Below are 25161 nucleotides of genomic sequence, written 5' to 3' on the forward strand. Positions count from 1 at the left end.
TCGGTGGGGTCAGCCCTGGAACCAGATCTTGATCTCACGCTCGGCGGAATCCGTGGAGTCGGAGCCGTGCACCAGGTTCTGCTGGACCTTCAGGCCCCAGTCGCGGCCAAAGTCGCCGCGGATGGTGCCCGGTGCGGCGGTGGTCGGATCGGTGGTGCCGGCCAGCGAACGGAAGCCCTCGATGACGCGGTGGCCTTCGAAGATGGCGGCAACAACGGGTCCGCTCAGCATGAACTCCACCAGGGGCTCATAGAAGGGCTTGCCCACGTGCTCCTCGTAGTGCTGTTCCAGCAGGTCGCGGGTGGCGTCCACCTTCTTCAACTCAGCAAGGGTGTACCCCTTGGCTTCGATCCGGGCCAGGATGGATCCGGTGAGGTTACGGGCGACGCCGTCGGGCTTGATCAGGACGAGGGTGCGCTCAGTGGTCACAACTGCTCCAATGCGTTGGTGGGGTTTCGGGATAAGTCTACGGGGACTGCGCTGCGCGGAGTCCCCGTAGTCAGGGGGTCTGCGGTTGCCCGGACCCGGCGGCCTGGTCCGGGTGTGCGGCTTCCCATTCGGCCTGCTCACGGGCGCGCTGGGCCGCTTCACGGTCCAGCCTGATGCCGGTCCGGATCCCATACCACCAGGCAAGGGCGAACAGGCCCCCCACCAGGAACATGGCGGGCTCGAAAATGCCCGTCAGGATCAGGACGATCTGCAGGATCCATCCCAGTCCCACGCCCCAGGCTTTGGTGAGGAACGCGCAGGCCACGATCATCAGCACGCTCAGGGCGACGCCCACGCCCAGGATGAGCGCCGGCGGAAACTCGCCGCGGCGCAGCCCAAACACCGCCAGGGTGGCGAAGAACATCACGAAGGCTTCCAGCAGCAGGACCGTGGAGGCGAACATCACCTTGGTGGAGCGGCGCTTCCTGGGCATGCCCGGCCGCCATTCGCGCTGGGCTTTGGTCAGTTTGGCCATCCCCTACGCCTCCGTCTTTCCGAGCAGGATGCGGGCTTCGGCCACAAGGGTGATGGAGCCGGTCACCAGCACGCCGCCGGAAAGGTCGTCGTTGGCTTCGGCCCGTTCCACGGCCCACTCCAGGGCGTCGTCGAGCTTTTCGGCGATGTGGACGTTGTCCTCGCCGAATCCCAGGTCCACCGCAAGCTCGGCCAGTTCCGCGGCGGGGACAGCCCGCGGGGAGTTCGACTGCGTGAAGCAGTACTCCTCGGCCATGCCGCCCAGCGATTCCTTGAGCTGGCGGAGGATTTCCTCGGCGTCCTTTTCCTTCAGCACACCCACCACCGGGACGAGCCGCGTGAACGTAAACGCCTCCTGCAGCGCGGCGGCCGAGGCCTTGATCCCGTCCGGGTTATGGGCGGCATCAACGATGATGGTGGGCGCGGTCCGTACCACCTCAAGCCTGCCGGGCGAGGTGACGGCGGCGAAGCCTTCCTGCAGCACCTCGAAGTCCAGTTCCTTTTCGCCGCCGAAGAAGGCTTCGAGGGCGGCCACCGCAACGGCGGCGTTCTGCGCCTGGTGCTCGCCGTGCAGCGGCACCAGCAGTTCCGGATAGCGCCCGGCGATGCCCTGGATGGTTACCACCTGGCCGCCCACCGCCACGGTGCGGGACTCCACGCCAAACTCCACGCCCTCAAAGCGGAACGGCACCCCCACGTCCTTTGCCTTCTCCAGGAGGACCTGGGCGGCGTCCAGGGGCTGGGCCGCGCTAATGAGGTACCCGCCGGGCTTGATGATGCCCGCCTTTTCCAGGGCAATGTCCCCGGTGGTGTCGCCCAGCAGGTCGGTGTGGTCCAGCGAGATCGGCGTGATGACGGAAACCTGGCCGTCACCGACGTTGGTGGCATCCGTGATGCCGCCCAGCCCCACCTCGATAATGCCCACGTTGACGGGCTGGTCCGCGAAGATGGCGAAGCCCAGGATGGTGAGGCACTCGAAGTACGTCAGCCGGGGCTGCCCGTCCGCTTCCAGCTCGGAATCAACAATCTGCAGGTAGGGGCGGATCTCGTCCCAGATCCGGACAAACGTTTCATCCGAAACGGGATGACCGTCGATGCTGATTCGTTCCGTGACCTTGGACAGGTGCGGGCTGGTGTAGCGGCCCGTGCTGAGCCCGTGGGCCCGCAGGACGGACTCGATCATGCGGGCGGTGGAGGTCTTGCCGTTCGTGCCGGTCACGTGGATGATCGGGAACGCCTTGTTGGGTTCGCCGAGCACATCCATGGCCCGGAACAGCGGCGCGAGCCGGGGCTCCATCTTGTTTTCGGGCGCCCGCCCCAGAAGCTCCGCATAGACGCTTTCCACGGAAAATTCGTCGGTCATGTCCTAGGCCTCCACTTTTTCGACGGCGACGGCCGGTTCTTCGACGTCTGCCGGTTCGGCTGCCAGGTCCACGGTCAGGGTCTCGCCCTTGACCAGTTCGGCGTTCGCCAGCAGTGCGTCCACAACATTTTGCCGGGCGGTGACGGACGTCCTGATCCGGTCGCTGACGTTAAGCCCGGCATCCTTGCGTGCCTGCTGGATGGCGCGGACCATGTCGCGTGCCAGTCCTTCGGCCTCAAGCTCCGGGGTCACCTCCGTGTTGAGGACCACGAAGCCGCCGCCGGGGAGCACGGCGACAGACGCCGACCCGCCCTCGGATTCGGCCACAACGGTTTCCAGCGTGTACTCCTGCGGTTCCAGCTGGAGCCCTCCCGCGGTGACCACACCGTCGTCGTCCACTGACCAGTCGCCGGACTTGGAGCCCTTGATGGCGGCCTGGACGTTCTTGCCCAGGCGCGGGCCCGCTGCCCGGGCGTTGACCACCAGCTTCTGCTGGATGCCGAACTCCTCCGGAGCGGCGGTGGCTGCGTCAAGCAGCCGCACGGAACGGAGGTTGAGCTCGTCCGCGACGACGGCGGCGAAGCCTTCCAGCGCGTCGGCACCGGGTGCCACCACCGTGAGTTCCTGCAGCGGCAGGCGGACACGCAGGTTGGCTGCCTTGCGGAGTGACGAACCGGTGGAGCAGATCTGCTGGACCCGGTCCATGGCCTGGACCAGGTCCGGGTTCGCAGGGAACAACCCGGCGTCGGGCCAGTCGGCCAGGTGTACGGACCGGCCGCCGGTGAGCCCGCGCCAGATTTCCTCGGACACCAGGGGCAGCAGCGAAGCCGCGGCCCGGGAGACCGTCTCGAGAGCCGTGTACAGCGCGTCGAAGGCATCCCGGTCTTCGTCGAAGAAGCGCTGGCGGCTGCGGCGGACGTACCAGTTGGTGAGCATGTCCAGGTAGCTGCGCAGTTCATCGCAGGCCCCGGAGATGTCATAGGTGTCCAGTTGCGCGGTCATGTTCCGGACCAGGTCGCCCGTGTTGGCCAGCAGGTACCGGTCCAGAGTGTCGCTGTACCCGTCGTAGCGCAGGGTGGCGTCGTAGCCGGCGCCGCCGTTGGCCGCGTTCGTGTACAGCGTGAAGAAGCTGTACACGTTCCACAGCGGCAGGATGACCTGGCGGACGCCGTCGCGGATCCCCTGCTCGGTGACCACCAGGTTGCCGCCGCGCAGGATGGGGCTGGACATCAGGAACCAGCGCATGGCGTCGGAACCGTCGCGGTCCAGCACCTCGGACACGTCGGGGTAGTTGCGCAGGCTCTTGGACATTTTCTGCCCGTCGGAGCCCAGCACGATGCCGTGGCTGATGACGTTGCGGAACGCCGGCCGGTCGAACAGTGCCGTCGACAGGATGTGCAGCATGTAGAACCAGCCGCGGGTCTGGCCGATGTATTCGACAATGAAGTCGGCCGGATTGTGGGTGTCGAACCAGGCCTCGTTTTGGAACGGGTAGTGTACCTGGCCGTACGGCATGGAGCCGGAGTCGAACCAGACGTCCAGCACGTCCTCCACGCGGCGCATCACGGACTGGCCCTCTTCGGGCGTCCGGGGGTCGTCGGGGTTGGGGCGGGTGAGTTCGTCAATGAACGGGCGGTGCAGGTCCACCTGGCCGTCGTTGTTCAGCGGCAGCCGGCCAAAGTCCGCCTCGATCTCGGCCAGGGAGCCGTACACGTCCGTGCGGGGGTATTCGGGGTCGCTGGACTGCCACACCGGGATGGGGCTGCCCCAGTAGCGGTTGCGGCTGATGGACCAGTCGCGGGCGTTTTCCAGCCATTTGCCGAACTGGCCGTCCTTGACGTTGCCGGGGATCCAGTTGATCTCCTGGTTCAGCTCGGACATCCGGTCCTTGAACTTGGTGACTTCCACGTACCAGGAGGACACCGCGCGGTAGATCAGGGGGTTGCGGCAGCGCCAGCAGTGCGGGTAGCTGTGCTCGTAGCTTGCCTGCCGGACCAGGCGGCCCTGGGCGCGGAGCACCTGGGTGATGGGCTTGTTGGCTTCGAAAACCTGCAGACCCACGATGTCGTGCAGGTCGCCGTGCTTGAACAGGGGCAGGAACTTGGCGCCCTCGTCGACGGACAGGATCACCGGGATGCCGGCCTCTTCGCAGACCTTCTGGTCATCCTCACCGTAGGCGGGAGCCTGGTGGACGATGCCGGTGCCGTCCGTGGTGGTGACGTAGTCGGCCACCAGGATCCGCCAGGCGTTCTCCATGCCGTACTTTTCGTTGTCGGCGAAGTCCTGCCACAGCGGCTGGTACGCCAGGCCCTCCAGCTCCGCGCCGGTGTGGGTGGAGACCACGGCGGCCTGGGCATCCTCGTAATTGTCGTAGCCCAGGTCCTTGGCATAGGCGCCCACCAGGTCAGCCGCCAGCAGGAAGCTGCCGGTGATGGGGGCATCGGCCGAGGCCGCCTTGATGCCGTTGGGGCCTGCCGGGAGGACGGCATAGGTGATGGAGGGCCCGACGGCGAGCGCGGCGTTGGTGGGCAGCGTCCAGGGGGTGGTGGTCCACGCGAGGGCCTGGACGCCGGCCAGCTGCCGCGAGAGCTCGGACTCCCCCGCCGTGATGGGGAACGTCACGGTCACGGTCTGGTCCTGGCGGTTCTTGTAGACGTCGTCGTCCATGCGCAGTTCGTGGTTGGACAGCGGCGTCTCGTCCTTCCAGCAGTAGGGCAGCACGCGGTAGCCGTTGTAGGTCAGGCCTTTTTCGTGCAGCTGCTTGAAGGCCCAGAGGACCGACTCCATGTACTCCACGTTGAGGGTTTTGTAGTCGTTGTCGAAGTCCACCCAGCGGGCCTGGCGGGTGACGTAGTTGCGCCATTCGTCGGCGTACTTCATCACCGACGCACGGCAGGCGTCGTTGAACTTGTCGATGCCCATGGCTTCGATCTGGGTTTTGTCCGTCATGCCCAGCTGCTTCATCGCTTCCAGCTCGGCGGGAAGCCCATGGGTGTCCCAGCCAAAGCGGCGCTCTACACGCTTGCCGCGCTGGGTCTGGTAGCGGCCCACCAGGTCCTTGGCGTATCCGGTGAGCAGGTGGCCGTAGTGGGGCAGGCCGTTGGCGAACGGGGGGCCGTCGTAGAACACGAACTCGTTGCTGCCGGGTTCACCGCCGGGGGCGTCGGCGCTGCGCTGGTCGATGCTGGCCTGGAATGTGCCGTCCTGGTCCCAGTACTTCAGGATGCGCTCTTCGATCTCCGGGAACTTCACGGAGGCGGAAACGCCTGCACTGCCGCTGGTGGAGGCTGAGGCCTTGGGGTAATACGTCATTCTCGACATCCTGGGTTGAGCGTGGCGAACTGCCGGCAGGTGCCGGGCAGTTCCGTTCAGGATGCGAGGACGGCTGCCGTGCTGTCCGGGGACTGCACGCTCACCGCGGTACCACCTCACTTACCGGCGCTGCACGCCCCCTGGGGAACGGGCTCTGCTCCGGCCTCTCATTGACTGCTGTGACGGGCTTACCCGTCCGGTTCTACTGGCGCTGGCCGCCGTGCTGGCAGTTTCGCGTGTTCTTCCGGAAGCTCACCGGTGATTGCCGGGTCGTAGCTGTCTTTCGAGTCTACTATTGCCGCGGCCTCCAGTGCCATTCCCCGTATCTCCAGGGCGTCAGCTTTTCCTGATCAGCTTGTGGTTGGCTGCCTGCGCCACAGGCCGGATGACAATCTGGTCCAGGTTGACGTGGTGCGGGGCGGTGACGGCGTAGCGCACCACGTCGGCGACGTCTTCGGCCGTGAGCGGCTTCTCCACTCCCTGGTAGACCTTGTCCGCGGCCTGCCGGTCTCCGAGCCGGTTGAGAGCGAATTCCTCCGTGTAGACGAGGCCGGGGGCAACCTCGATCACGCGGACGTTGTGTTCGGCTTCCTCCAGCCGCAGCGCTCCCGTCATGGCGTGCTGGGCGAACTTCGCCGCGTTGTAGCCGCCGCCGCCTTCGTAGGCCGCCAGCGCCGCCGTCGATGTCAGATTAAGCACCGTGCCTTCACCGGTGGCCCGCAGCATGGGCAGGAATGCCCGGGTCAGTTTCATGGTCCCCAGGACGTTGACGCGGTACATCCATTCCCAGTCGTCCGTGCTGGCCCCGCCGATGGTGTCGGCGCCCCTGGCGCCGCCTGCGATATTGATCAGGGTGTCGACGCCGCCGGCTTCGGTAACCTGGGAGAGGAGCCGGGACACGTCGTCGTCCTCGGAAATATCGGCAGGGATGGCCACCGCGCCCGTCTCGGCGGCCAGTACCGCCAGGCGGTCCGCCCGGCGGGCCACGGCAAACACGGTCCATCCGGCGGTCCGCAGGGCGCGGACGGTGGCTTCCCCAATGCCGCTGCTTGCACCCGTCACCAAAGCTGCCTTGTTCTGCACGTCATCAGTCATGGCACCACCCTAACCGCGCCCGCCCGGACAGGCCGCGGCGGCTGTTAAACAGCGTTATCTGGAGGGACGGGCTGGAAGGCAGTCCAGCAGGACCTGCGCACGGTCGGCCCCGCTATGGCTCGCTACTCCCTGCTGCGTTCTGTGGGATTGAACAGAACATGAAAGAATTGCCGAATGGCTGAAGACAAACAGGGTACAGACACGCCCACCACCGCCCCCATCAACGTTCCGGACAAGCCGGCCCTCGAAGGCCTTGAGGCTGCCCTGACGCAGCGCTGGCTGACCGAAGGGACCTACAAGTTCAACCCGGACACCACCCGGGAGCAGGTCTATTCGATCGACACTCCCCCGCCCACCGCCTCGGGCTCCCTGCACGTGGGGCACATGTTTTCCTTCACCCAGACGGACGTCCTGGCGCGCTACCAGCGCATGACGGGCAAGAACGTCTTCTACCCCATGGGCTGGGACGACAACGGCCTGCCCACCGAACGCCGGGTGCAGAACTACTACGGCGTGCGCTGTGACCCCGCCATTCCGTACAACGCCGACTACCGGCCGCCGGCGCAGCCCGCCAAGAACCAGCGCGACTTCGACGTCGTCTCGCGCCGGAACTTCATTGAACTCTGCGAGGAACTCGCCGTTGAGGACGAGAAGGTCTTCGAGAGCCTCTTCCAGCAGCTGGGCCTCTCGGTCGACTGGGAACTGACCTACCGCACCATCGACGACGCCTCCCGCGAAGTCTCCCAGCGCGCCTTCCTGGCCAACCTGGCCAGCGGTGACGCCTACATGGCCGAAGCACCCACGCTGTGGGATGTAACGTTCCGTACCGCGGTTGCGCAGGCCGAGCTTGAGGACCGTGAGGTTGCCGGAGCGTACTACCGCTACCCGTTCTTTACGGAAGACGGCGAAAAGATCTTCATCGAAACAACCCGGCCCGAGCTCCTGGCGGCGTGCGCCGCCCTGGTGGCAAACCCCGACGACGAGCGGTACCAGCCGCTGTTCGGCAAAAAGGTCACCTCCCCGGTCTTCGGCGTCGAGGTAGAGGTTAAGGCCCACCCTCTGGCAAAGGCGGACAAGGGCTCCGGCATCGCCATGGTGTGTACCTTCGGTGACCTCACGGACGTCACCTGGTGGCGCGAACTTCAGCTGCCCACCCGGGCGATCGTAGGCCGTGACGGCCGCATCGTCACCGAGACCCCGGACTGGATCACCACTGACATCGGCCGCGAGGGCTTCGCCGCGATTGCGGGCAAGACCGTCTTTAGCGCCAAGGAAGCCGTGGTGAAGCTCCTGGAAGCTGCCGACCTGCTCGACGGCGAACCCAAAAAGATCATGCACCCGGTGAACTTCTACGAAAAGGGTGACAAGCCCCTGGAAGTTGTCACCTCACGCCAGTGGTACATCCGCAACGGGGGCCGGGACGAGGACCGCCGGGAACGCCTGATTTCCCGCGGCCACGACATCAATTTCCACCCCGCCTTCATGCGCTCACGGTACGAGAACTGGATTGCCGGCCTTAACGGCGACTGGCTGGTCTCGCGCCAGCGCTTCTTCGGCGTGCCCATCCCCGTCTGGTATCCGCTCGATGCCGATGGCAACCCGGACTACGACGCCCCCATCGTGCCCTCCGACGAGCAGCTGCCGGTGGACCCGCTGGCTGAGGCAGCGCCAGGATACGACGAGTCCCAGCGCGACGTTCCCGGCGGCTTCACCGGCGACGCGGACATTTTCGACACCTGGGCAACCTCTTCCCTGACCCCGCAGATTGTGGGCGGCTGGAGCCGGAACGAGGACCTGTTCGCCAAGGTGTTCCCGTTCGACCTGCGCCCACAGGGCCACGACATCATCCGTACCTGGCTGTTCTCTTCCGTGGTCCGGGCCGATGCGCTGCAGAACACCGCCCCATGGAAGCATGCGGCCATCTCAGGATGGATCCTGGACCCGGACCGCAAAAAGATGTCCAAGTCCAAGGGCAATGTGGTGGTCCCCACCGACGTGCTGGACGAGTTCGGTTCCGACGCCGTCCGGTACTGGGCCACATCAGCGAAGCTCGGTGCTGACACGGCCTACGAAATTGCCCAGATGAAGATCGGCCGGCGCCTGGCCATCAAGCTCCTGAACGCGTCCAAGTTCGTACTGAACCTGGGTGCCACGGAGGCATCGGTGCTGTCCGGTGACCTGTCGGTGCTCAGCAACCCGCTGGACCGGGCGGTCCTGGCCCAGCTGGCCGAGGTTGTGGCGCAGTCCACCAAGGCGTTCGAGAACTACGATTACGCCCGTGCACTGCAGATCACCGAGAGCTTCTTCTGGCAGTTCACCGACGACTATGTGGAGCTCATCAAGGACCGCGCTTATGGTGCCGCCGGCGAAGCCGAGCAGGCCTCGGTGCTCGCAGCCCTGGCCACCACCCTTGACACCCTGCTGCGCCTGTTCGCGCCGTTCCTGCCCTTCGCCACCGAAGAGGTATGGAGCTGGTGGCGGAACGGCTCTGTCCACCGTGCCGAATGGCCTGCAGCGCTGGAGATTCCGGGCGGAGACACCACGATGCTGGCTACGGTGGGCGTTGCACTCAGCGGTGTCCGGAAGGCGAAGTCCGAGGCAAAGGTCAAGCAGCGCACGGAGGTGCTGTCGGCCACCATCACGGCTCCGGAGGCGCTGACCGCGCAGCTCCGGGCCGGCCTTTCAGACCTGAAGGCTGCGTCCAACGCCCGAGAGATCACCCTGGTGGCGGCCGAGGGCGAGCTGTCCGTCAGCGACGTGGCCCTCGCGGCTTCGGATGAGCCTGCCAAGGCATAACTTCCGGCCAAGCCCGCCTGTTTGAGGGCAAAGGGGAAGCCCCATCAGCGTTTTGCCGTTGGTGGGGCTTCGACTTTTCGGCCATTTGGTGACGTCTTTAATGGTCTGGCAGGATCCTCGGATCTTCAGGTCTTCCTACCTCGTCACTGGTAGCTTATATCCGGCTTTGCCGATGGCTGCGTCAAATATATATCACTGAATCTTTGGTTCCTGCGTCCCGCTTCTTTCGAAGTGGGTAAGAACCATTGTTGTCCCGGGCAGGGCCAAGCGCAAGGGCCCCGGGAGAACTACAAGCAGGTAGTTCTCCCGGGGCCCTTAGATGTTCACAGAGGGGCCGGTTCAGCTGAACTCCGGACGCTCCGTGCGGCTGCGCTTGAGCTCGAAGAAGTGCGGGTAGGCAGCAAGGGCAGTGGTGGCGTCCCACAGCTTGCCGGCCTCTTCGCCCCGTGGAATGCGGGTGAGGACGGGGCCGAAGAACGCCGTTCCGTTGAAGGCCACCACCGGTGTGCCGACGTCCTGGCCCACCAGGGAAATGCCTTCCTCGTGGCTTGCCCGGAGCTGCACATCATAGGCGTCGTTGGTTGCAGCTTCGGCCAGGGAGGACGGAAGGCCGCATTCCGCGAGGGCCTTGGTGATCACGAGGCCCCGGTCCTTTTCGCCGGCGTCGTGGATCAGCGTTCCCATGCCGTCGTACAGGGCTTTGACCGCCTCCTGGCCGTGCTCCTGCTGGGCGGCGATGATCACGCGGACCATGCCCCAGGCGTTATCCATGGATTCCCGGTAGGAAGGCTCCAGGTCGCGTCCTTCGTTGAGGACCGCGAGGCTCATGACGTGCCATTGCGTTTCGATGTCGCGGACGCCTTCAACCTCGCCAATCCAGCGCGAAGTGATCCAGGCGAAGGGGCACAGCGGATCAAACCAGAAGTCGGCCTTGTTCTTTACGGATTCAGGCATAGCGGATCCTTCAGGGGCGGGCGGCTGCGCAGGTGGCAGCCACGCCTGGCAGGGGGTAATTCGTGCAGTGGCTAGGCGGACTTCCGCCGCTTGGCGGCGTGCGGGATCATGGTGGGCTCGGCACCCTTCAGGACAACGTCCTCGGTGATGACCACACTCGCCACGTCCTCGCGGCTGGGGAGATCGAACATCACGGGAAGGAGCACTTCCTCCATGATGGCCCGCAGCCCGCGAGCACCGGTGCCCCGCTCCAGGGCCTGCTCGGCGATGGCATCGAGTGCCGTGTCATCGAAGACCAGTTCCACACCGTCGATCTGGAACATCTTCTGGTACTGCTTGACCAAGGCATTCTTGGGTGTGGACAGGATCTGGATCAGGGCGTCCCGGTCCAGGTTGGAGACCGTGGTAATGACGGGGAGCCGGCCGATGAATTCGGGGATCAGGCCAAACTTGAGCAGGTCCTCCGGCATCACTTCGCCATAGGAATCGACCTTTTTGCTGGCCTCGTTGAGCGGTGCACCAAAACCGATTCCCTTGCGGCCGGAACGCGATCCGATGATCTCCTCCAGGCCGGCGAAGGCGCCTGCGACGATGAACAGGACGTTGGTGGTGTCGATCTGGATGAATTCCTGGTGCGGGTGCTTCCGGCCGCCCTGCGGCGGTACCGAAGCAACGGTGCCCTCCAGTATTTTCAGCAGCGCCTGCTGGACACCCTCGCCGGAGACGTCACGGGTGATGGAGGGGTTTTCGCTCTTGCGGGAGATCTTGTCGATCTCGTCGATGTAGATGATGCCCTGTTCGGCCTTTTTGACGTCGTAGTCGGCCGCCTGGATGAGCTTGAGGAGGATATTCTCCACGTCCTCGCCGACGTAGCCCGCCTCGGTGAGTGCCGTTGCATCCGCGACGGCGAAGGGTACGTTAAGGCGCCGGGCGAGGGTTTGGGCCAGGTAGGTCTTGCCGCAGCCGGTGGGACCGATCAGCAGGATGTTCGACTTGGCGATTTCGACGTCATCATGGTGCCCGCCGTCGGCGAGGCTGCCGGACTTGGGGGCGTGGCCGGCCTGGATGCGCTTGTAGTGGTTGTAGACGGCGACGGCGAGGGAACGCTTGGCAGGTTCCTGGCCGATGACGTATTCCTGCAGGAAATCGAAAATCTCGCGGGGCTTGGGCAGTTCAAAGCTCCCCAGGTCAGCGACTTCCGCGAGCTCCTCTTCGATGATTTCGTTGCAGAGCTCAATGCACTCATCGCAGATATAGACCCCGGGCCCGGCAATGAGCTTGCGCACCTGCTTCTGGCTCTTTCCACAGAAAGAGCACTTCAGCAGATCCGTGCTCTCGCCAATCCGAGCCATATGTGAACCCCTTAGTATCCTGCTGCCTGGCAGCCTTGCACCGTTGCTGGAATCTATCCCGGACCGCGAGGGCCGGTTGTGACAACATCCACTCTAGGTCACATTGGCTCCCAAGGGTGGAAGGAAAAGGCCGGTGGGGCCAAATGAACTGGCCCGCACCGGCGCTTTACGTACTGCTACCTCGTAATTGCCTGAGGTTTGATCTTGCGTGAATCGAGGACCTGGTCGATCAGCCCGTATGCCTGGGCTTCGTCGGCGGTGAGGATCTTGTCACGCTCGATATCGTTGTTGACCTGCTCCGACGTACGGCCCGAGTGGTGGGCCAGGGTGTCTTCAAGCCAGGACCGCATGCGCATGACCTCTGCCGCCTGGATCTCCAGGTCGGAAGCCTGTCCGCCCTGGCCGCCGGAGAGGGCCGGCTGGTGGATCAGGACACGGGCGTTGGGCAATGCCAGACGCTTGCCGGGGGTTCCGGCGGCGAGGAGGACGGCCGCGGCGCTTGCGGCCTGTCCCAAACAAACGGTCTGGATTTCCGGCCGAATGTACTGCATGGTGTCGTAAATGGCAGTCATGGCGGTGAAGGACCCGCCCGGGGAGTTGATGTAGAGGGTGATGTCGCGGTCCGGGTCGGTGGACTCGAGGACCAGCAACTGGGCCATGATGTCATCAGCGGAAGCGTCATCCACCTGCACACCGAGGAAGATAATGCGGTCCTCGAAGAGCTTGGTGTAGGGGTCCTGGCGCTTGAAGCCGTACGGGGTGCGCTCCTCGAACTGCGGCAGGACGTAGCGGCTGGACGGAAGATTACCGGCGGACCACCCGAAGTTGTAGTTCATTTCATTGCTCCTGATCTGAGTGTTCTTGATGCCGGGTTAGTTCTGTGAGGCAGTCTCGCCGGAGGTGCCGTTGGCGGTGCCGCCACCGCCGGACACGGAACCTGCGTGCGCGGCAATCTTGTCAAAGAAGCCGTACTCCAGGGCCTCGGTGGCCGTGAACCACTTATCGCGGTCGTTGTCCTTGAGGATGGTATCGACGGTCTGGCCGGTCTGCTCGGCGGTCAGCTCCGCCATGACCTTCTTCATGTGCAGGATGAGCTCTGCCTGGATCTTGATGTCCGAGGCGGTGCCGCCGATGCCGCCGGAAGGCTGGTGCATCAGGACGCGGGCGTTAGGGGTGGCGTACCGCTTGCCCTTGGTGCCGGAGGACAGCAGGAACTGCCCCATGGACGCGGCCAGGCCGGTTGCCACGGTGACGACATCGTTGGGGATGAACTGCATGGTGTCGTAGATGGCCATGCCGGCCGTGACAGAGCCGCCCGGAGAGTTGATGTAGAGGTAGATGTCCTTGTCCGGGTTCTCGGCGGACAGGAGGAGCAGCTGAGAGCAGATGGCGTTCGCATTGTCGTCCCGCACCTCCGACCCCAGCCAGATGATCCGCTCCTTCAGCAGGCGGTTGTAAATGTAGTTGTCCTGGGCTGCAGGATCGACGGTCGCCATCCGGGGGGCCTCTGGGTGCTGTGACATGTTTACTTACCTCTCGCTGGTGACGGTGACATCACTGAAAATCACTACTTGGACACTAACCGGTTTCACCGACATTTTGTTCGTGCCCCGAGGGCTGTTCGCTGACGGCGCACGATCGGCGGACCAGACGCGCCGGAGCCCTGCCGGAACGCGAACGGCCCCCGGATCTCGCGATCCGGGGGCCGTTCCATGCGTCGTGGGACTAGGCCTTTGCCTCGGCCTTGTCGTCCTCGGCAGCGGTGCCGGTGGCTTCGGTGTCGGCTGCCTCGGCTTCTACAGCCGGAGCTTCTTCTTCGCCGCCGGGGCGCACGAAGTCGCTCAGGTCAACAGCGTTGCCCTCGGTGTCGGTCACGGTGGCCTGGCCCAGGACGACGGCCAGCGCCTTGCGGCGGCGGACCTCGGAAACCATCATGGGGACCTGGCCGCTCTGATCGATGATCTGGGCGAACTGGTTCGGGTCCATGCCGTACTGGCTGGCGGTGGTGACGATGTAGTCGATCAGCTCGTTCTGGCTGACGTTGACTTCTTCCTTCTCAGCGATGGCGTCGAGGATGATCTCGTTCTGGAAGGCGCGGGCGGTGTTGGCGCGGACCTCTTCACGGTGCTCCTCGGTGTCGTGCTCGCCCTCACCGTGGCCGTTGCCCTCCTTGAAGTGGGCTTCGAGCTGCTCTTCGACCACCGAGTCCGGAACAGGAACCTCGACGAGCTCAACGAGCTTGTCCAGGACCTTGTCGCGGGCCTCGACGCCCTGCTCGACAACCTTTGAGTCGGCAGCCTGCTTGGCAAGGTCTTCGCGGAGTTCGGCGAGGGTGTCGAACTCCGAAGCCAGCTGGGCGAAGTCGTCGTTCGCTTCGGGCAGCTCGCGCTCCTTGACGGCCTTGACAACGACCTTGACCTGGGCCTCTTCGCCGGCGTGGTCGCCGCCCACCAGGGTGGTGTTGAAGATGGCGTCCTCGTCGGTGCTGAGGCCGGTCACGGCTTCGTCGAGGCCTTCGAGCATGGTGCCGGAGCCAACCTGGTAGGACAGGCCGGCTGCGGAGTCCACGTCCTCGCCGTCGATGGTGGCGGTGATGTCGATGGTGAGGAAGTCACCGTCGGCTGCGGGACGGTCGACGGACTTCAGCGTGCCGAAGCGGCCCCGCAGTTCGTCCAGGGCCTTGTCCACGTCTTCGTCGGACGACTGTGCGGCTGCAACCTCAACCTTGATGCCGGCATAGTCCGGCAGTTCGATTTCGGGGCGGACGTCAACCTCGGCGGCGAACTTCAGGCCGCCGTCCGTGGCGGAGGGGTCCGGAACCTCGGTGATTTCGACCTCGGGACGGCTCAGGGGGCGGATGCCGGATTCCTGCACGGCAGCCTGGTACCAGCCGTTGAGGCCGTCATTGATGGCCGTCTCCAGGACGTAGCCGCGGCCGACGCGCTGGTCGATGAGCTTTGCGGGCACCTTGCCCTTACGGAACCCAGGAACCTGGATCTGCGAAGCAACAGTCTTGTAAGCCGAGTCGATGCTGGGCTTCAGTTCCTCAAAGGGAACCTCAACGTTGAGCTTGACCCGCGTGGGGGTGAGGTTCTCGACAGCGCTCTTCACGGTCTAAGTACTCCTGGGTTTGTGGGATGGGTTTCTGCAAACGCAATGTTTTGTCCAGGCCGAGTGGTCCGGGCCGCAGAGTCGGGGTGACAGGATTTGAACCTGCGACTTCCTGCTCCCAAAGCAGGCGCTCTAGCCAAGCTGAGCTACACCCCGTTAGTGCACAGGCAAGTCTACGGTGATACGCGCCGTCTTTGCACATTTGACACGTAGCCCCTGGATTAGGTTTAGTTGTATCCGGCTTGAACAGCCAGCCCGAAGTTTCCAGCTGCTAATGTTGCAGATGGATCTTCCTTCGGGGACGTAGCTTAATGGTAAAGCCTCAGTCTTCCAAACTGATTACGCGGGTTCGATTCCCGTCGTCCCCTCTGCGGAACAAACGAAAAAGGCCCCTCACCGAGGGGCCTTTTTGTGTTTGGGGCCGTTTTCGTGTTTCAGTCCTTCTTCGTGGGTCAGGAAAGAAATTCAGGCTGACTGCTGGCAGTTCGGGCACCAGTACAGCTTTCGGGCAACCAACTCGGCGATCAGCACGGTGGTGCGGCAGACCCTGCACGGCAGTCCGTTGCGCTTGTAGACGAAGTGCGCGTCCTCCCGGGCAGGGAACGTATGGGTCTTCACGACGGCGGCCGGCTTCCCTGTGCCCGCTTTCTGATTGCCCGCTTTCCCGTTGCCTGTCCAGTACTTGGGCGGGGTGGTGATGATCCGGCCGTCGGCCACGCCGTCGTTCATGAGGGATACAACGTCGCGCCACAGTTTCCGGGCAGTGGCATCCGGCACGGCAGCCCCCGGCAGCCAGGGGTCCAGGCGCAGGCGGAAGAGGACCTCGGCGCGGTACACGTTGCCCACGCCGGCGATGATCTTCTGGTCCATCAGCAGCGCGGCCACGGGCGTTTTCCGGGCCTGCAGGTTGGCGGCAAACCTGCCGGCATCGCCCCGAAGGTTACGCAATGGGTCAGGGCCCAGCCGGGCGAGCACTGCGTCAGCTTCGGCGGCGGTGATGGTTTCGCAGGTTGTTGCACCGCGCAGGTCGGCCCAGCCGTGGGCTGACGCAAGCCTTACCCGGACCGCCCCCACCGGGGCCGGCGGCCCTTCATAGGGGGCACCGGCGTCGTCCTCCCCGTCGGCGAAGGCTTCCTGCTCTCCCACCCGGCGGGGCGCACCAATGCTGGAAGACCCCGTGAAGGTGCTGTCGCCGCCGAAGCTCCAGGCACCGTAAAGGCCCAGGTGGACGTGCAGCACCAACGCGTTGTCGAAGTGCAGGAAGAGGTGCTTCCCGTGGGCTTCGGCGGCGAGCAGCGTATGGCCGTCGAGCAGCGCCGCTCCCCCGCTGAACCTGCCCTGGGGGCTGGTCACGGCGAGGCTTTCCCCGGTGAAAACGTCCCCGAACTGGCGCGCCAGGCGCCGGACCGAATGCCCTTCCGGCACTACTCGACAACCTCGCCGGTGGCCTCGTAGGCGGCGATCTTGCCAATTCTGCGGACGTGCCGCTCGTCGTTGCTGAAAGGCTCGGCCAGGAAGGCTTCGATAAGTTCCGTTGCTTCCTCCACCGTGTGCTGCCGGCCGCCCACGGCCACCACGTTCGCGTCGTTGTGCTCACGGGCGAGGGTAGCCGTGGAGTGGTTCCAGGCGAGGGCTGCCCTGACGCCCTTGACCTTGTTCGCCGCGATCTGCTCACCGTTGCCTGATCCGCCCAACACGATGCCCAGTGCGTGGACACCGGCCTGCTGGTCAGCCACTACAGCCAGGGCGGCGTTGATGCAGAAGGACGGGTAGTCGTCCTGGGCGTCGTAGACCTGGGGTCCGTGGTCCACCACTTCGTATCCCTTGGCCGTCAGATGGGACACGAGGTGGGCGCTGAGCTCCATGCCTGCGTGGTCGGTGGCGATGTGGACCCGCGGGAAGGCAGGGGAAGAGGTCACGAGCAGAATCCGTTCAGTTGGCGGCGCTGGCAGCCGGCACGGAAGGCGCCGGCCCGTAGAACAACACGGACAAGAATACTAGGACTCCGGCAGGCCTGCCGCAGGCGAGGGGCCGCCGCCCCGCCTTGCCCGGGCAGCCACCCGGGTGAGGACTTCGGCCAAGCGGGCGGCCGAGGCCTGGCTTCCGCCGCTCACCGCGAGCCGCTGTCCGTCCGTTTTGCTGACGACGACGGCGGGGCCGCTGCTGACGAGCATGGCGGCGGTTCCCCCGTGGTTCCGGTAGCCCCACCCGCCGTAGTCGGCAGCCCGGACATCCGCTGCGCTGGCGGCCGAGATGGAGCCGGCAGGAATGTCCATGACCGGCACGACGCCGGCCAGCAGGACTTTCAGCCCGCCGCGGTCCGCCTTAACGCGGGCACACAGGAAGGCCGCCCCAAAGAAGGCCAGGACTATGAGCAGGACACCCAGCCACGGCACCACAATGGCGATCAGGGCGGCGGGGAACACGGAGGCGATGGCGATCATCACGAAGACCGAACTCCTGGCATGCACCCACAACCGGATGCTGTCCCGGGTCAGGTCCGGGTCAAGTTCTTTTGCGATGGCAAACTGCAGGGCCCGGTCGTCATCCGGCGACCACTGCTGGTCGGCCTTGAAGGCAAAGGCCACGATCACGCCAAGGGACACTGCGGCGCCGCTGCCGAGCGCAAGGACGGTGAGGTCAACCCGTGACTCGCGGGCATCGGCCACGCCGGCCTGGCCCACCAGGCCGGCAGCCAGGGCGGTGGTGATAAAGAGTGCCAGGAAAAGCCCGGCCCCCATCATGATGCGGCGCATCAGGACCGGCCTGCCCACCGGAACCGCCTGGTACAGGCCCAGCCAGCCGAAAACCAGGATCATCAACGCGCCGCCGCCCACGAAGGCGCCGAACGGCGCGAAGGCGGCGCCGCCGTCGTCCGTCCAGCGGATGGCGAGCGGCTCGGGGAGGTCCGGCCGCAGCAAAAACGCGCACACAACGAAACCGGCGGCCAGCATGACCGGAAACCCGACGGCAAAGCGCAAGGCCTTCGCATCCACCGAATCCAGATACTTTCCCATGACTTAACGCTACCCCTGGCGCCGGGACCGGGGCCCCTCCGCTCCGCCCGGCACAGCTGTGACCAGGGCAACTTGCCAAGGGGTCAGCCAATGCAAGAATGATCAGTGCCGGAGCTGGGTACCCCCAGCCGGCAACCGCAACTTTCTGGAGGTCCATTTGCCAGGCATGAACCTGACGCGCGCTGAGGCCCGCGAACGCGCCGAACTGATCACCGTCGAGTCCTATGAGGTCCAGCTGGACCTGACAAGGGGCGGGGAGGTTTTCGGGAGCACCACCACCGTAAAGTTCAGCGCGAAGCCTGGCTCCTCCACCTTCATCGACGCCGTGACCCGCACCGTGCACAGCGTGACGCTCAACGGCCGCAGCCTCGACCCGGCCACGGTGGCGGACGGCGTGCGCATCCAGCTGCCCGGCCTGCAGGAGACCAACGAGCTCACCGTCGTTGCCGACGCGCCGTTCATGAATACCGGCGAGGGGCTGCACCGCTTCGTGGACCCGGTGGACAACGAGGTCTACCTGTACACGCAGTTCGAGGTTCCCGATGCACGCCGGATGTTCGCCGTCTTTGAGCAGCCGGACCTGAAGGCGACCTTCGCGTTCACCGTGACGGCACCATCCCACTGGGACGTCATCTCCAACTCCCCCACCCCCGAGCCCGCCCCGGCCGCGCCGGGCGGCGACGGCGGCGCCCGCTCCACATGGACCTTCCCTGCCACCCCGCGGCTGTCCTCCTACGTCACCGCGCTGATTGCGGGCCCGTACCAGTCGGTGCGCAGCGAGGTGGCCAGTTCAGACGGGCGGGTTATCCCGCTGGGTGTCTTCGCACGGAAGTCGCTGATGCAGTACCTGGATGCGGAGAACATTTTCGAACTGACCCGGCAGGGCTTCAGGTTCTACGAGGCGCAGTTCGGCTGCCCCTACCCCTTCGAAAAGTACGATCAGCTGTTCGTTCCGGAGTTCAATGCCGGGGCCATGGAAAACGCCGGTGCTGTAACCATCCTGGAAGGCTATATTTTCCGCGGAAAGGTCACCGGCGCCCAGGTTGAGCGCCGCGCCATCACCGTCCTGCACGAACTGGCGCACATGTGGTTCGGGGACCTGGTGACGATGCGCTGGTGGAACGACTTGTGGCTCAACGAATCGTTCGCTGAGTACATGTCCCACCTTGCCGCGGTGGAAGCCACCTCCTTCACCAGCGCGTGGACCACCTTCGCCTCCCTGGAAAAATCCTGGGCATACCGCCAGGACCAGCTGCCCACCACCCACCCGATCTTCGCCGAGATCAACGACCTGCAGGACGTTGAGGTGAACTTCGACGGCATCACCTACGCCAAGGGGGCATCCGTCCTCCGCCAGCTGGTGGCGTGGGTGGGGCCGGAACAGTTCATGGCCGGCGTCCGTGAATACTTCGCCAAGCACTCCTGGCAAAACACCGAACTGGCCGACCTCATGGTGGAACTGGAGAAGGCCAGCGGGCGGGACCTGGATGACTGGGGACGGCAATGGCTTGAAACTGCGGGGGTGAACACCCTCGCACCGGAGCTGGAAGCTGATGCCGACGGTTCCCTGCGCTCCTTCACCATCGTCCAGTCCGCGGTGGAGGAATGGCCCACCATCCGCCCGCACAGGCTCGCGGTGGGCTTCTACAACCTCAACGCTGCCGGAAAGCTGGAGCGGGTGCACCGCGAGGAACTGGACGTCGACGGCGAACGCACCGACGTTCCCGCGCTGGTGGGCCTGCCCCAGCCGGACCTCATCCTGATCAATGACGACGACCTCGCTTTCGCCAAGGTCCGGCTGGACCCGAAGTCACTGGCAACGGCCACGGCACACCTCAAGGACTTCCAGGACAGCCTGCCGCGGACCCTCGTCTGGAATTCCGCCTGGGATGCAGCCCGTGACGGCGAGACCCCGGCCCGGAAATACGTGGAGCTCATCCTGTCCAACGTGGCGGCAGAGACGGACTCCTCCGTGATCCTGGTACAGCTCCGCCAGCTCGCCACCACGCTCAACTTCTACGTGGCCGAAGAGCACCGCGAGGCTGCCACAGCCGCCGCGGCGGACAGGCTCTGGGACCTCGCCTCCCAGGTTCCCGGCGGTTCCGACGCGCAGCTGCAGTTCGTGAAGTCCTTCGCCCTGCTGGCCGGCAGCGCGGCCCAGCTGGACAAGGTGGCAGGGCTGCTGGACGGATCGGCGGTCCTGGACGGACTGGCCGTTGACCAGGACCTTCGCTGGGAGCTCGTGGCTTCCCTCGTTGCCGGCGGGCGGATGGCACAGGAAGGGATCGACGCCGAACTGGCGCGCGACAACACCTCCAGCGGCCAGAACGCGGCGGCTCTGGCCAAGGCCGCCATCCCCACCCCCGAGGCGAAGGCCGCGGCCTGGGACTCGATCGTGGTCAAGGGCGAACTGTCCAACGCACTGCAGGGGTCGGCGGTGACCGGCTTCATGCGGGTCCTCGACCGGTCGCTGCTGGAACCCTACGCTGAGAAGTACTTCGAGGCGGTGCCGGGCATCGTCGAAAACCGCACGCACGCACTCGCCCAGCAGATCGTCGTCGGGCTCTACCCCGCGCTGCTGACCACCCAGGCCACCATTGACCGTACAGACGGCTTCCTGGCGGCCCTGCCGCCGGAGAGTGCCGCACTGCGGCGCATGATGCTGGAAAACCGCGACGGCGTTGCCCGGGCACTGCGCGCACGGGCCGCAGATGTGTAGCAACGGGGATGGGAGGAGGAACGCATGAGCCTGTCTGAGCACCGCTACGGCCTGGCCGTGGAGTGGACCGGCAACCTGGGTGACGGGACGTCGTCCTACCGCGGCTACTCGCGGGACCATGACGTGGTCATTCCCGGGTTGCCGGTCCTGAAGGGATCGGCTGACCCCACCTTCCACGGCGACCGGGAGCGGTACAACCCCGAACAGCTGCTCCTGGCGGCCCTGGCGCAGTGCCACCTGCTCTCCTATCTGCACGTGGCCGTCAAGCATGGTGTGGTGGTGACCGCTTACCGGGACGAGGCCTCCGGCCTGATGCGGCTGAACCGGGACGGCAGCGGACAGTTCGAGCGGGTGACGCTGCGTCCCCGTGTCACAGTCGCCGACGCCGGCCAGGTGGAGCTCGCCGGCCGGCTCCACCACGAGGCCAACAAGGTGTGTTTCATTGCCCGCAGCGTGAACTTTCCCGTGGACCATGAACCGGAAACGGTGGTGGCTTAGGCTCCCAGTCTGCTGACCAGCCGGGCCTCTGTGTCTGGCGCCAGTCCCGCCTTGCGGGGCCGGGCCAGCCCCCGGGCACGTTCATCCCGGAGCGTGTCCTCCAGGGTTTCCTGCCACGGCCGCAGCACCAGGCCGGCCGCCCGCGCGGCCTGGTTGCTGCGCGCCATAAAGCCCCCATGGTCCGGCGGGAGCCAGAGCGGCAGGGAATCGGGTCCCGCCCAATACCCCACTCCTTCAGCCACCAGCCAGTCTTCCGGTGCAGCCACCACAGAGCCGGTATTGCCGGCTATGTCGCCGGACGTGCCCACGTACTGGCCGAACGGCACCTGGTCCCCCACCGCGTTGAGCACGCCCCTGGTTCCCTGTTCCGCGGCGAGCAGGATCCAGGCTGCAAGGTCGCGGACGTCGATGACCTGCGTGGGATCCGCGTCAATGTCCGGAACGATGACGGGCCCGCTGTCCCGGGCGAAGCGGCCCGGCCAGTAGCCGTAACGGTCGGAACCGTCCCCGGGACCGCCAATAAGGCCTGCGCGGCAGAGGTGGACCCTGCCGCCCGCGGCCGCCAGGGTGGCTCCCTCAATGGCCACCTTCGATTCCCCGTAGTTCTCCGCCGTGGACTGCGTTCCGGACGGCAGAGAAGGCAAGAGCGCCGCGTCCTCCGCCGCGCCCGGCATGGAATGGTCGGCATACACGGAACAGCTGGACACGAAGGTCCAGTGGCCCGCCCGCTGTGCAAGGGCATCCAGGGCACCCTGTGCGGGGTCCGGATCGCGGGCAACCTCGATGACGGCGTCCCAGTCCCCCGACACACCGGCGTAGGCGTTCGCGCCCAGTGAACGGTCGGCCCTGATCCAGGCCGCACCGCTGGGCGGCTGTCCCGCTGATCCGCGGGCCAGGCACGTCACCTGGTGCCCGGCCGTCACTGCCTGGCCGGCGATTTCTGCTGACAGGAAGGCGGTTCCGCCGAGGACAAGGATGCGCATGGCCCCACGCTACGGCGCTAGGGTTAAGACAGAACAGAGGCTTCCGCGCCGGGCATAACCGGCGCTGAAGCAACTCGTCCCGGTTCTGCCGGCACAAACCCCAAGGAGCACTTCTTCCCTATGGTCAGCATGTTGTCAGTCCTCCCTTCCGCCGCCACCGACCCGGACGGCATCAGCATTACGGGGATCGTGATCAGCCTGGGCGTCGGCGTCGCCGTCTGGCTGGCGGCGACGTTCGTCATCTCCCGCATCACCTCGCGGGTGGCGTCCGGGAGCAACTTCTTCAAGAAACCCACGTTCAGATGGGCGGCTCCCGCTTTCCGGGCCTTGGATCACGAACGCCGGGTGCAGCGGGCGGAAACCATCGGTTCGCTGCTGAACAGCATCGTGGGGGTGCTGGTGGTTGTCATCACCGGCATGTACGTTCTGCAGAACCTTGACATCAACATCGCGCCGCTCCTGACCAGCGTCGGTATCCTCGGTGTGGCCATCGGCTTCGGCGCTCAGCAGCTGATCCGCGACTTCCTGGCCGGCATTTTCATTACCATTGAAGACCAGTTCGGCATCGGCGACGTGATCGAAACCAGCGAGGTGGTTGGCGTGGTTGAATCCATGGGCCTGCGCATCACGCGGGTCCGGTCCGACGACGGTGCCATCTGGTACCTGCGCAACGGTGAGATCCTGAGGGTAGGCAACCGTTCGCAGGGCAATTATGTGCCATTGCATGAATCGGAAGACGGCACCACGGACCAGAGCTCGGATCACGGCGCCGAGAACACCAAGACCGAGCAGAAAGCCGGAGAATAGCGATGACCATTCCCGTAGAGCCGCAGCAGCCACGCCAGCTGATGCAGAACGATCCCTTCAGCCAGCCCGGCTACACGGACAACTTCTATGACGCCGTGGGCGGCCACGAAACGTTCGTCAAGCTCATCGACATTTTCTACGACGGCGTGGCCACCGATCCGCTGCTGCGCCCGATGTACCCCGAAGAGGACCTGGGACCAGCCAAACGGCGTTTCCTGATGTTCCTGGAGCAGTACTGGGGCGGACCCACCACCTACGGTGAAGAGCGCGGCCATCCGCGCCTCCGGATGCGGCACATGCCGTTCAAGGTGTCGCCGGAGGCCAAGGACCGCTGGCTGTTCCACATGCGCAAGGCCGTGGACGCCCTTGAACTGCCGCCCCTGTACGAGGGGACTCTGTGGGATTACATGGAGCGCGCGGCGTTGTCCATGGTGAACAGCCCGTCCGGCTCCTGACCCGGCAGCTCAGCCCTTAGAGCAGGCCGCTTCCGGTGCGCGCCAGCACGTGCCCGCGGCTGCCCGAGAGCCGGAACCAGCGGCCCGCGCGGTAGAGCTTCTGGTCGCCGTCTGCGAGGAAGCCTAAGGCAAGGGCCGCGAAGGCCGCTCCCGTCGGCAGTCCCGAGGAGTCCAGGTCCCTGCCCCAGACCGCGGCGCGGGCGTTGTTCACGATCAGCGCCCCGGGCTTGTCCGGAACAATTCCCGCCACTTCGGCGATGCCGGCCTCTGCTGCCTGCCGCAGGGCGGAGTCGCTGAGCGACCCCACAAGTTCCCAACCGCCCCTTGGGGCGCTGACGCCCGTCCAGGACTCGGTGACCGTAGCCGGCGGAACCGGCAATTCGACGTCGTCCTCCCCTGCGCGGGCGAGGCGGTCCAGGACGGCCGACAGCGGGACTGTCACGTCCGTTTCCGAAGGTGCCGCCAGCGCCATGGTGCGCAGGCCCAGGATGGTGGGCGTGGATTCGCCCAGCAGCCGGGGACGCAGCACGCACACGTATGCGGCGAGGACGGAACCTGCCGCCTGCAGCCGGATGGCGCCGTCGTCGATCGCTTTTGCCCGTGTGACGTACGTCTTCAGGTCGGCGAGATCCCTGGGGTCGGCGAAACGGAAGGACGAGGTAAGAAGATCAGACACACCAAGAACACTACCGGGTGCACGCTGATTGGACACTGCCCCCGCTGGTTGAGCGGCACCGGGGCGGCGTCTAGAGTCAAACCATGACTGAAGCCGAAGCCGGACTCCTGGCACCTCCCAGCGGTGACCCCACCGCATCGCTGATCAAACTTCTCGACCTTGGCCAGTTGGAAGGAGCCCGGACGGACGAGGACATTTTCCTTGGACCGTCCCAGCAGCAGCCGCACCACCGGGTATTCGGCGGCCAGGTCCTGGCACAGTCACTCATCGCCTCCATCCGGACCGTGGACGACGAGCGTTTTGTCCACTCCATGCACGGCTACTTCCTGCGGCCCGGCGATGCCAACAAGCCCATCACGTTTGGTGTCCAGCGCCTCCGTGACGGCCGGTCCTTCTCCGCGCGGAGGGTCCACGCCTATCAGGACGGCGTGCCGATCCTGTCCATGATCGCGTCCTTCCAGGGGGAGGACGAAGGCATCGAGCACGAATCCACGATGCCCGCCGGTATCCCGGACCCGGAGTCCCTGCCCAGCACCGCTGACCTGCTGGGGAAGTTCGACCACCCTGTGGCCAGGCACTGGGCGTATGAGCGGCCCTTCGATATCCGGCACATCGATCCGCCGCTGTACGTTTCGGCCAAGGGCACCAAGGAAGCCCGGAACGCTGTGTGGATGAAGACGTTCGGGCCGATGCCGGACAACGCCAACCTGCACCGGGCCGCCCTGGCGTATGCGAGCGACTACACCCTGCTTGAGTCCATTTTGCGGCGGCACGGGCTGAGCTGGATCACACCGGGCATGAATGTAGCGAGCCTCGACCACGCCATGTGGTGGCACCGCCCCGCCCGGGTGGACGAATGGCTCCTCTATGTGCAGGAGTCCCCGAGCGCGCAGGGCGCACGGGGACTTGCCACCGGCAAGATCTTCAACCGGGCCGGGCAGCACGTTGCCTCCGTTGCCCAGGAGGGCATGGTCCGCGTGCCCACGGACCTGAAGAACAAGGTGGTGGGTGCCTTCCAGTCCAAGGTGTTGGAGCACCAGATCCGCAAGGCTGTGCGGGA

General features: G+C 65.4%; 21 protein-coding genes and 2 tRNA genes. 7 read left to right on the forward strand and 16 right to left on the reverse strand.

Annotated elements, in window-relative coordinates:
* Positions 1 to 9 precede the first annotated feature (9 nt).
* From ndk to P2Q66_RS20090, 5 genes are all read right to left on the reverse strand, one after another.
* Entirely contained in the window at positions 10 to 429 is a 420-nt protein-coding gene (gene ndk, locus P2Q66_RS20070; RefSeq protein WP_079596329.1) for a nucleoside-diphosphate kinase, read from the reverse strand.
* A gap of 70 nt (positions 430 to 499) precedes the next feature.
* Positions 500 to 964, reverse strand: coding sequence for a DUF4233 domain-containing protein (locus P2Q66_RS20075; protein WP_275730977.1), 465 nt, complete (start codon positions 962 to 964; stop codon positions 500 to 502).
* 3 nt (positions 965 to 967) lie between these two features.
* Complete coding sequence (locus P2Q66_RS20080; RefSeq protein ID WP_275730979.1) at positions 968 to 2326, reverse strand: folylpolyglutamate synthase/dihydrofolate synthase family protein; 1359 nt, start codon at positions 2324 to 2326, stop codon at positions 968 to 970.
* Between the two features lie 3 nt (positions 2327 to 2329).
* Positions 2330 to 5638, reverse strand: coding sequence for an isoleucine--tRNA ligase (ileS, locus tag P2Q66_RS20085; protein ID WP_275730981.1), 3309 nt, complete (start codon positions 5636 to 5638; stop codon positions 2330 to 2332).
* A gap of 336 nt (positions 5639 to 5974) precedes the next feature.
* Positions 5975 to 6733 (reverse strand): SDR family oxidoreductase, encoded by a 759-nt coding sequence (locus tag P2Q66_RS20090; protein WP_275730983.1) that lies wholly within the window; start codon positions 6731 to 6733, stop codon positions 5975 to 5977.
* 174 nt (positions 6734 to 6907) lie between these two features.
* On the opposite strand from P2Q66_RS20090, the gene valS reads away from it, so the two are divergent.
* Positions 6908 to 9529, forward strand: coding sequence for a valine--tRNA ligase (gene valS, locus P2Q66_RS20095; RefSeq protein WP_275730985.1), 2622 nt, complete (start codon positions 6908 to 6910; stop codon positions 9527 to 9529).
* Between the two features lie 339 nt (positions 9530 to 9868).
* Here the strand turns inward: valS and P2Q66_RS20100 are convergent, their stop codons facing one another.
* The 6 genes from P2Q66_RS20100 to P2Q66_RS20125 form a co-directional block, all read right to left on the reverse strand.
* Positions 9869 to 10483, reverse strand: a complete 615-nt coding sequence (locus P2Q66_RS20100; RefSeq protein WP_275730987.1) for a DsbA family protein — start codon at positions 10481 to 10483, stop codon at positions 9869 to 9871.
* A gap of 71 nt (positions 10484 to 10554) precedes the next feature.
* The gene (clpX, locus tag P2Q66_RS20105) at positions 10555 to 11835 is read right to left on the reverse strand and encodes an ATP-dependent Clp protease ATP-binding subunit ClpX (RefSeq protein WP_079596336.1); all 1281 of its coding nucleotides are present in this window, start codon (positions 11833 to 11835) and stop codon (positions 10555 to 10557) included.
* 176 nt (positions 11836 to 12011) lie between these two features.
* Positions 12012 to 12671, reverse strand: coding sequence for an ATP-dependent Clp protease proteolytic subunit (locus tag P2Q66_RS20110; protein ID WP_079596337.1), 660 nt, complete (start codon positions 12669 to 12671; stop codon positions 12012 to 12014).
* A 36-nt stretch (positions 12672 to 12707) separates the two neighbouring features.
* Positions 12708 to 13331, reverse strand: coding sequence for an ATP-dependent Clp protease proteolytic subunit (locus P2Q66_RS20115; protein WP_079596338.1), 624 nt, complete (start codon positions 13329 to 13331; stop codon positions 12708 to 12710).
* 229 nt (positions 13332 to 13560) lie between these two features.
* The gene (gene tig, locus P2Q66_RS20120) at positions 13561 to 14946 is read right to left on the reverse strand and encodes a trigger factor (RefSeq protein WP_275730991.1); all 1386 of its coding nucleotides are present in this window, start codon (positions 14944 to 14946) and stop codon (positions 13561 to 13563) included.
* An 81-nt stretch (positions 14947 to 15027) separates the two neighbouring features.
* Positions 15028 to 15102: transfer RNA gene (locus tag P2Q66_RS20125), tRNA-Pro, on the reverse strand.
* Between the two features lie 141 nt (positions 15103 to 15243).
* Here P2Q66_RS20125 and P2Q66_RS20130 point away from each other — a divergent pair.
* Positions 15244 to 15314: transfer RNA gene (locus P2Q66_RS20130), tRNA-Gly, on the forward strand.
* A 97-nt stretch (positions 15315 to 15411) separates the two neighbouring features.
* Here P2Q66_RS20130 and P2Q66_RS20135 read toward each other — a convergent pair.
* The 3 genes from P2Q66_RS20135 to P2Q66_RS20145 all read right to left on the reverse strand — a co-directional run bounded on the left by P2Q66_RS20135 (position 15412) and on the right by P2Q66_RS20145 (position 17963).
* On the reverse strand, positions 15412 to 16371 hold the full coding sequence (locus P2Q66_RS20135) for a DNA-formamidopyrimidine glycosylase family protein (protein ID WP_079596340.1): 960 nt from the start codon (positions 16369 to 16371) through the stop codon (positions 15412 to 15414).
* Positions 16371 to 16865, reverse strand: coding sequence for a ribose-5-phosphate isomerase (locus P2Q66_RS20140; RefSeq protein ID WP_275730994.1), 495 nt, complete (start codon positions 16863 to 16865; stop codon positions 16371 to 16373). The genes P2Q66_RS20135 and P2Q66_RS20140 overlap by 1 nt, the downstream gene beginning before the upstream one ends.
* A gap of 78 nt (positions 16866 to 16943) precedes the next feature.
* Positions 16944 to 17963 carry a hypothetical protein gene (locus P2Q66_RS20145; protein WP_115525813.1) on the reverse strand — a complete coding sequence of 340 codons (1020 nt, stop codon included), beginning with the start codon at positions 17961 to 17963 and terminating at the stop codon, positions 16944 to 16946.
* A 166-nt stretch (positions 17964 to 18129) separates the two neighbouring features.
* Here P2Q66_RS20145 and pepN point away from each other — a divergent pair, with 166 nt between their 5' ends.
* Positions 18130 to 20682 carry an aminopeptidase N gene (gene pepN, locus P2Q66_RS20150; protein ID WP_275730998.1) on the forward strand — a complete coding sequence of 851 codons (2553 nt, stop codon included), beginning with the start codon at positions 18130 to 18132 and terminating at the stop codon, positions 20680 to 20682.
* A gap of 24 nt (positions 20683 to 20706) precedes the next feature.
* Entirely contained in the window at positions 20707 to 21180 is a 474-nt protein-coding gene (locus tag P2Q66_RS20155; RefSeq protein WP_275731000.1) for an OsmC family protein, read from the forward strand.
* On the opposite strand, the gene P2Q66_RS20160 is transcribed toward P2Q66_RS20155, so the two are convergent.
* Positions 21177 to 22163: an epimerase gene (locus P2Q66_RS20160; RefSeq protein ID WP_275731002.1), complete on the reverse strand. Its 987-nt coding sequence runs from the start codon at positions 22161 to 22163 to the stop codon at positions 21177 to 21179. The two genes, P2Q66_RS20155 and P2Q66_RS20160, sit on opposite strands and share 4 nt — an antisense overlap.
* Positions 22164 to 22283: 120 nt before the next feature.
* Here P2Q66_RS20160 and P2Q66_RS20165 point away from each other — a divergent pair, with 120 nt between their 5' ends.
* Together P2Q66_RS20165 and P2Q66_RS20170 are read left to right on the forward strand one after the other, a co-directional pair.
* Positions 22284 to 22970 carry a mechanosensitive ion channel domain-containing protein gene (locus tag P2Q66_RS20165; RefSeq protein WP_275731004.1) on the forward strand — a complete coding sequence of 229 codons (687 nt, stop codon included), beginning with the start codon at positions 22284 to 22286 and terminating at the stop codon, positions 22968 to 22970.
* 2 nt (positions 22971 to 22972) lie between these two features.
* The gene (locus P2Q66_RS20170) at positions 22973 to 23425 is read left to right on the forward strand and encodes a globin (protein WP_115525808.1); all 453 of its coding nucleotides are present in this window, start codon (positions 22973 to 22975) and stop codon (positions 23423 to 23425) included.
* 16 nt (positions 23426 to 23441) lie between these two features.
* On the opposite strand, the gene P2Q66_RS20175 is transcribed toward P2Q66_RS20170, so the two are convergent.
* The gene (locus P2Q66_RS20175; protein ID WP_079596348.1) at positions 23442 to 24101 is read right to left on the reverse strand and encodes a hypothetical protein; all 660 of its coding nucleotides are present in this window, start codon (positions 24099 to 24101) and stop codon (positions 23442 to 23444) included.
* A gap of 83 nt (positions 24102 to 24184) precedes the next feature.
* Between P2Q66_RS20175 and P2Q66_RS20180 the strand changes: the two genes are divergently transcribed.
* Positions 24185 to 25161 (forward strand): acyl-CoA thioesterase II (locus tag P2Q66_RS20180; protein WP_275731006.1); only part of this gene is annotated, 977 nt, incomplete at its 3' end.

It is taken from the genome of Arthrobacter sp. Cr_A7 (assembly GCF_029222765.1).
Taxonomy (GTDB): domain Bacteria; phylum Actinomycetota; class Actinomycetes; order Actinomycetales; family Micrococcaceae; genus Arthrobacter.

What these genes read in the sequence shown, in the direction of transcription:
- P2Q66_RS20075 (WP_275730977.1), bottom strand. Translation starts at nt 964, where the DNA reads ATGGCCAAACTGACCAAAGCCCAGCGCGAATGGCGGCCGGGCATGCCC.
- P2Q66_RS20080 (WP_275730979.1), bottom strand. Translation starts at nt 2,326, where the DNA reads ATGACCGACGAATTTTCCGTGGAAAGCGTCTATGCGGAGCTTCTGGGG.
- ileS (WP_275730981.1), bottom strand. Translation starts at nt 5,638, where the DNA reads ATGACGTATTACCCCAAGGCCTCAGCCTCCACCAGCGGCAGTGCAGGC.
- P2Q66_RS20090 (WP_275730983.1), bottom strand. Translation starts at nt 6,733, where the DNA reads ATGACTGATGACGTGCAGAACAAGGCAGCTTTGGTGACGGGTGCAAGC.
- valS (WP_275730985.1), top strand. Translation starts at nt 6,908, where the DNA reads ATGGCTGAAGACAAACAGGGTACAGACACGCCCACCACCGCCCCCATC.
- P2Q66_RS20100 (WP_275730987.1), bottom strand. Translation starts at nt 10,483, where the DNA reads ATGCCTGAATCCGTAAAGAACAAGGCCGACTTCTGGTTTGATCCGCTG.
- clpX (WP_079596336.1), bottom strand. Translation starts at nt 11,835, where the DNA reads ATGGCTCGGATTGGCGAGAGCACGGATCTGCTGAAGTGCTCTTTCTGT.
- P2Q66_RS20110 (WP_079596337.1), bottom strand. Translation starts at nt 12,671, where the DNA reads ATGAACTACAACTTCGGGTGGTCCGCCGGTAATCTTCCGTCCAGCCGC.
- P2Q66_RS20115 (WP_079596338.1), bottom strand. Translation starts at nt 13,331, where the DNA reads ATGGCGACCGTCGATCCTGCAGCCCAGGACAACTACATTTACAACCGC.
- P2Q66_RS20145 (WP_115525813.1), bottom strand. Translation starts at nt 17,963, where the DNA reads ATGGGAAAGTATCTGGATTCGGTGGATGCGAAGGCCTTGCGCTTTGCC.
- pepN (WP_275730998.1), top strand. Translation starts at nt 18,130, where the DNA reads ATGAACCTGACGCGCGCTGAGGCCCGCGAACGCGCCGAACTGATCACC.
- P2Q66_RS20155 (WP_275731000.1), top strand. Translation starts at nt 20,707, where the DNA reads ATGAGCCTGTCTGAGCACCGCTACGGCCTGGCCGTGGAGTGGACCGGC.
- P2Q66_RS20160 (WP_275731002.1), bottom strand. Translation starts at nt 22,163, where the DNA reads ATGCGCATCCTTGTCCTCGGCGGAACCGCCTTCCTGTCAGCAGAAATC.
- P2Q66_RS20165 (WP_275731004.1), top strand. Translation starts at nt 22,284, where the DNA reads ATGGTCAGCATGTTGTCAGTCCTCCCTTCCGCCGCCACCGACCCGGAC.
- P2Q66_RS20170 (WP_115525808.1), top strand. Translation starts at nt 22,973, where the DNA reads ATGACCATTCCCGTAGAGCCGCAGCAGCCACGCCAGCTGATGCAGAAC.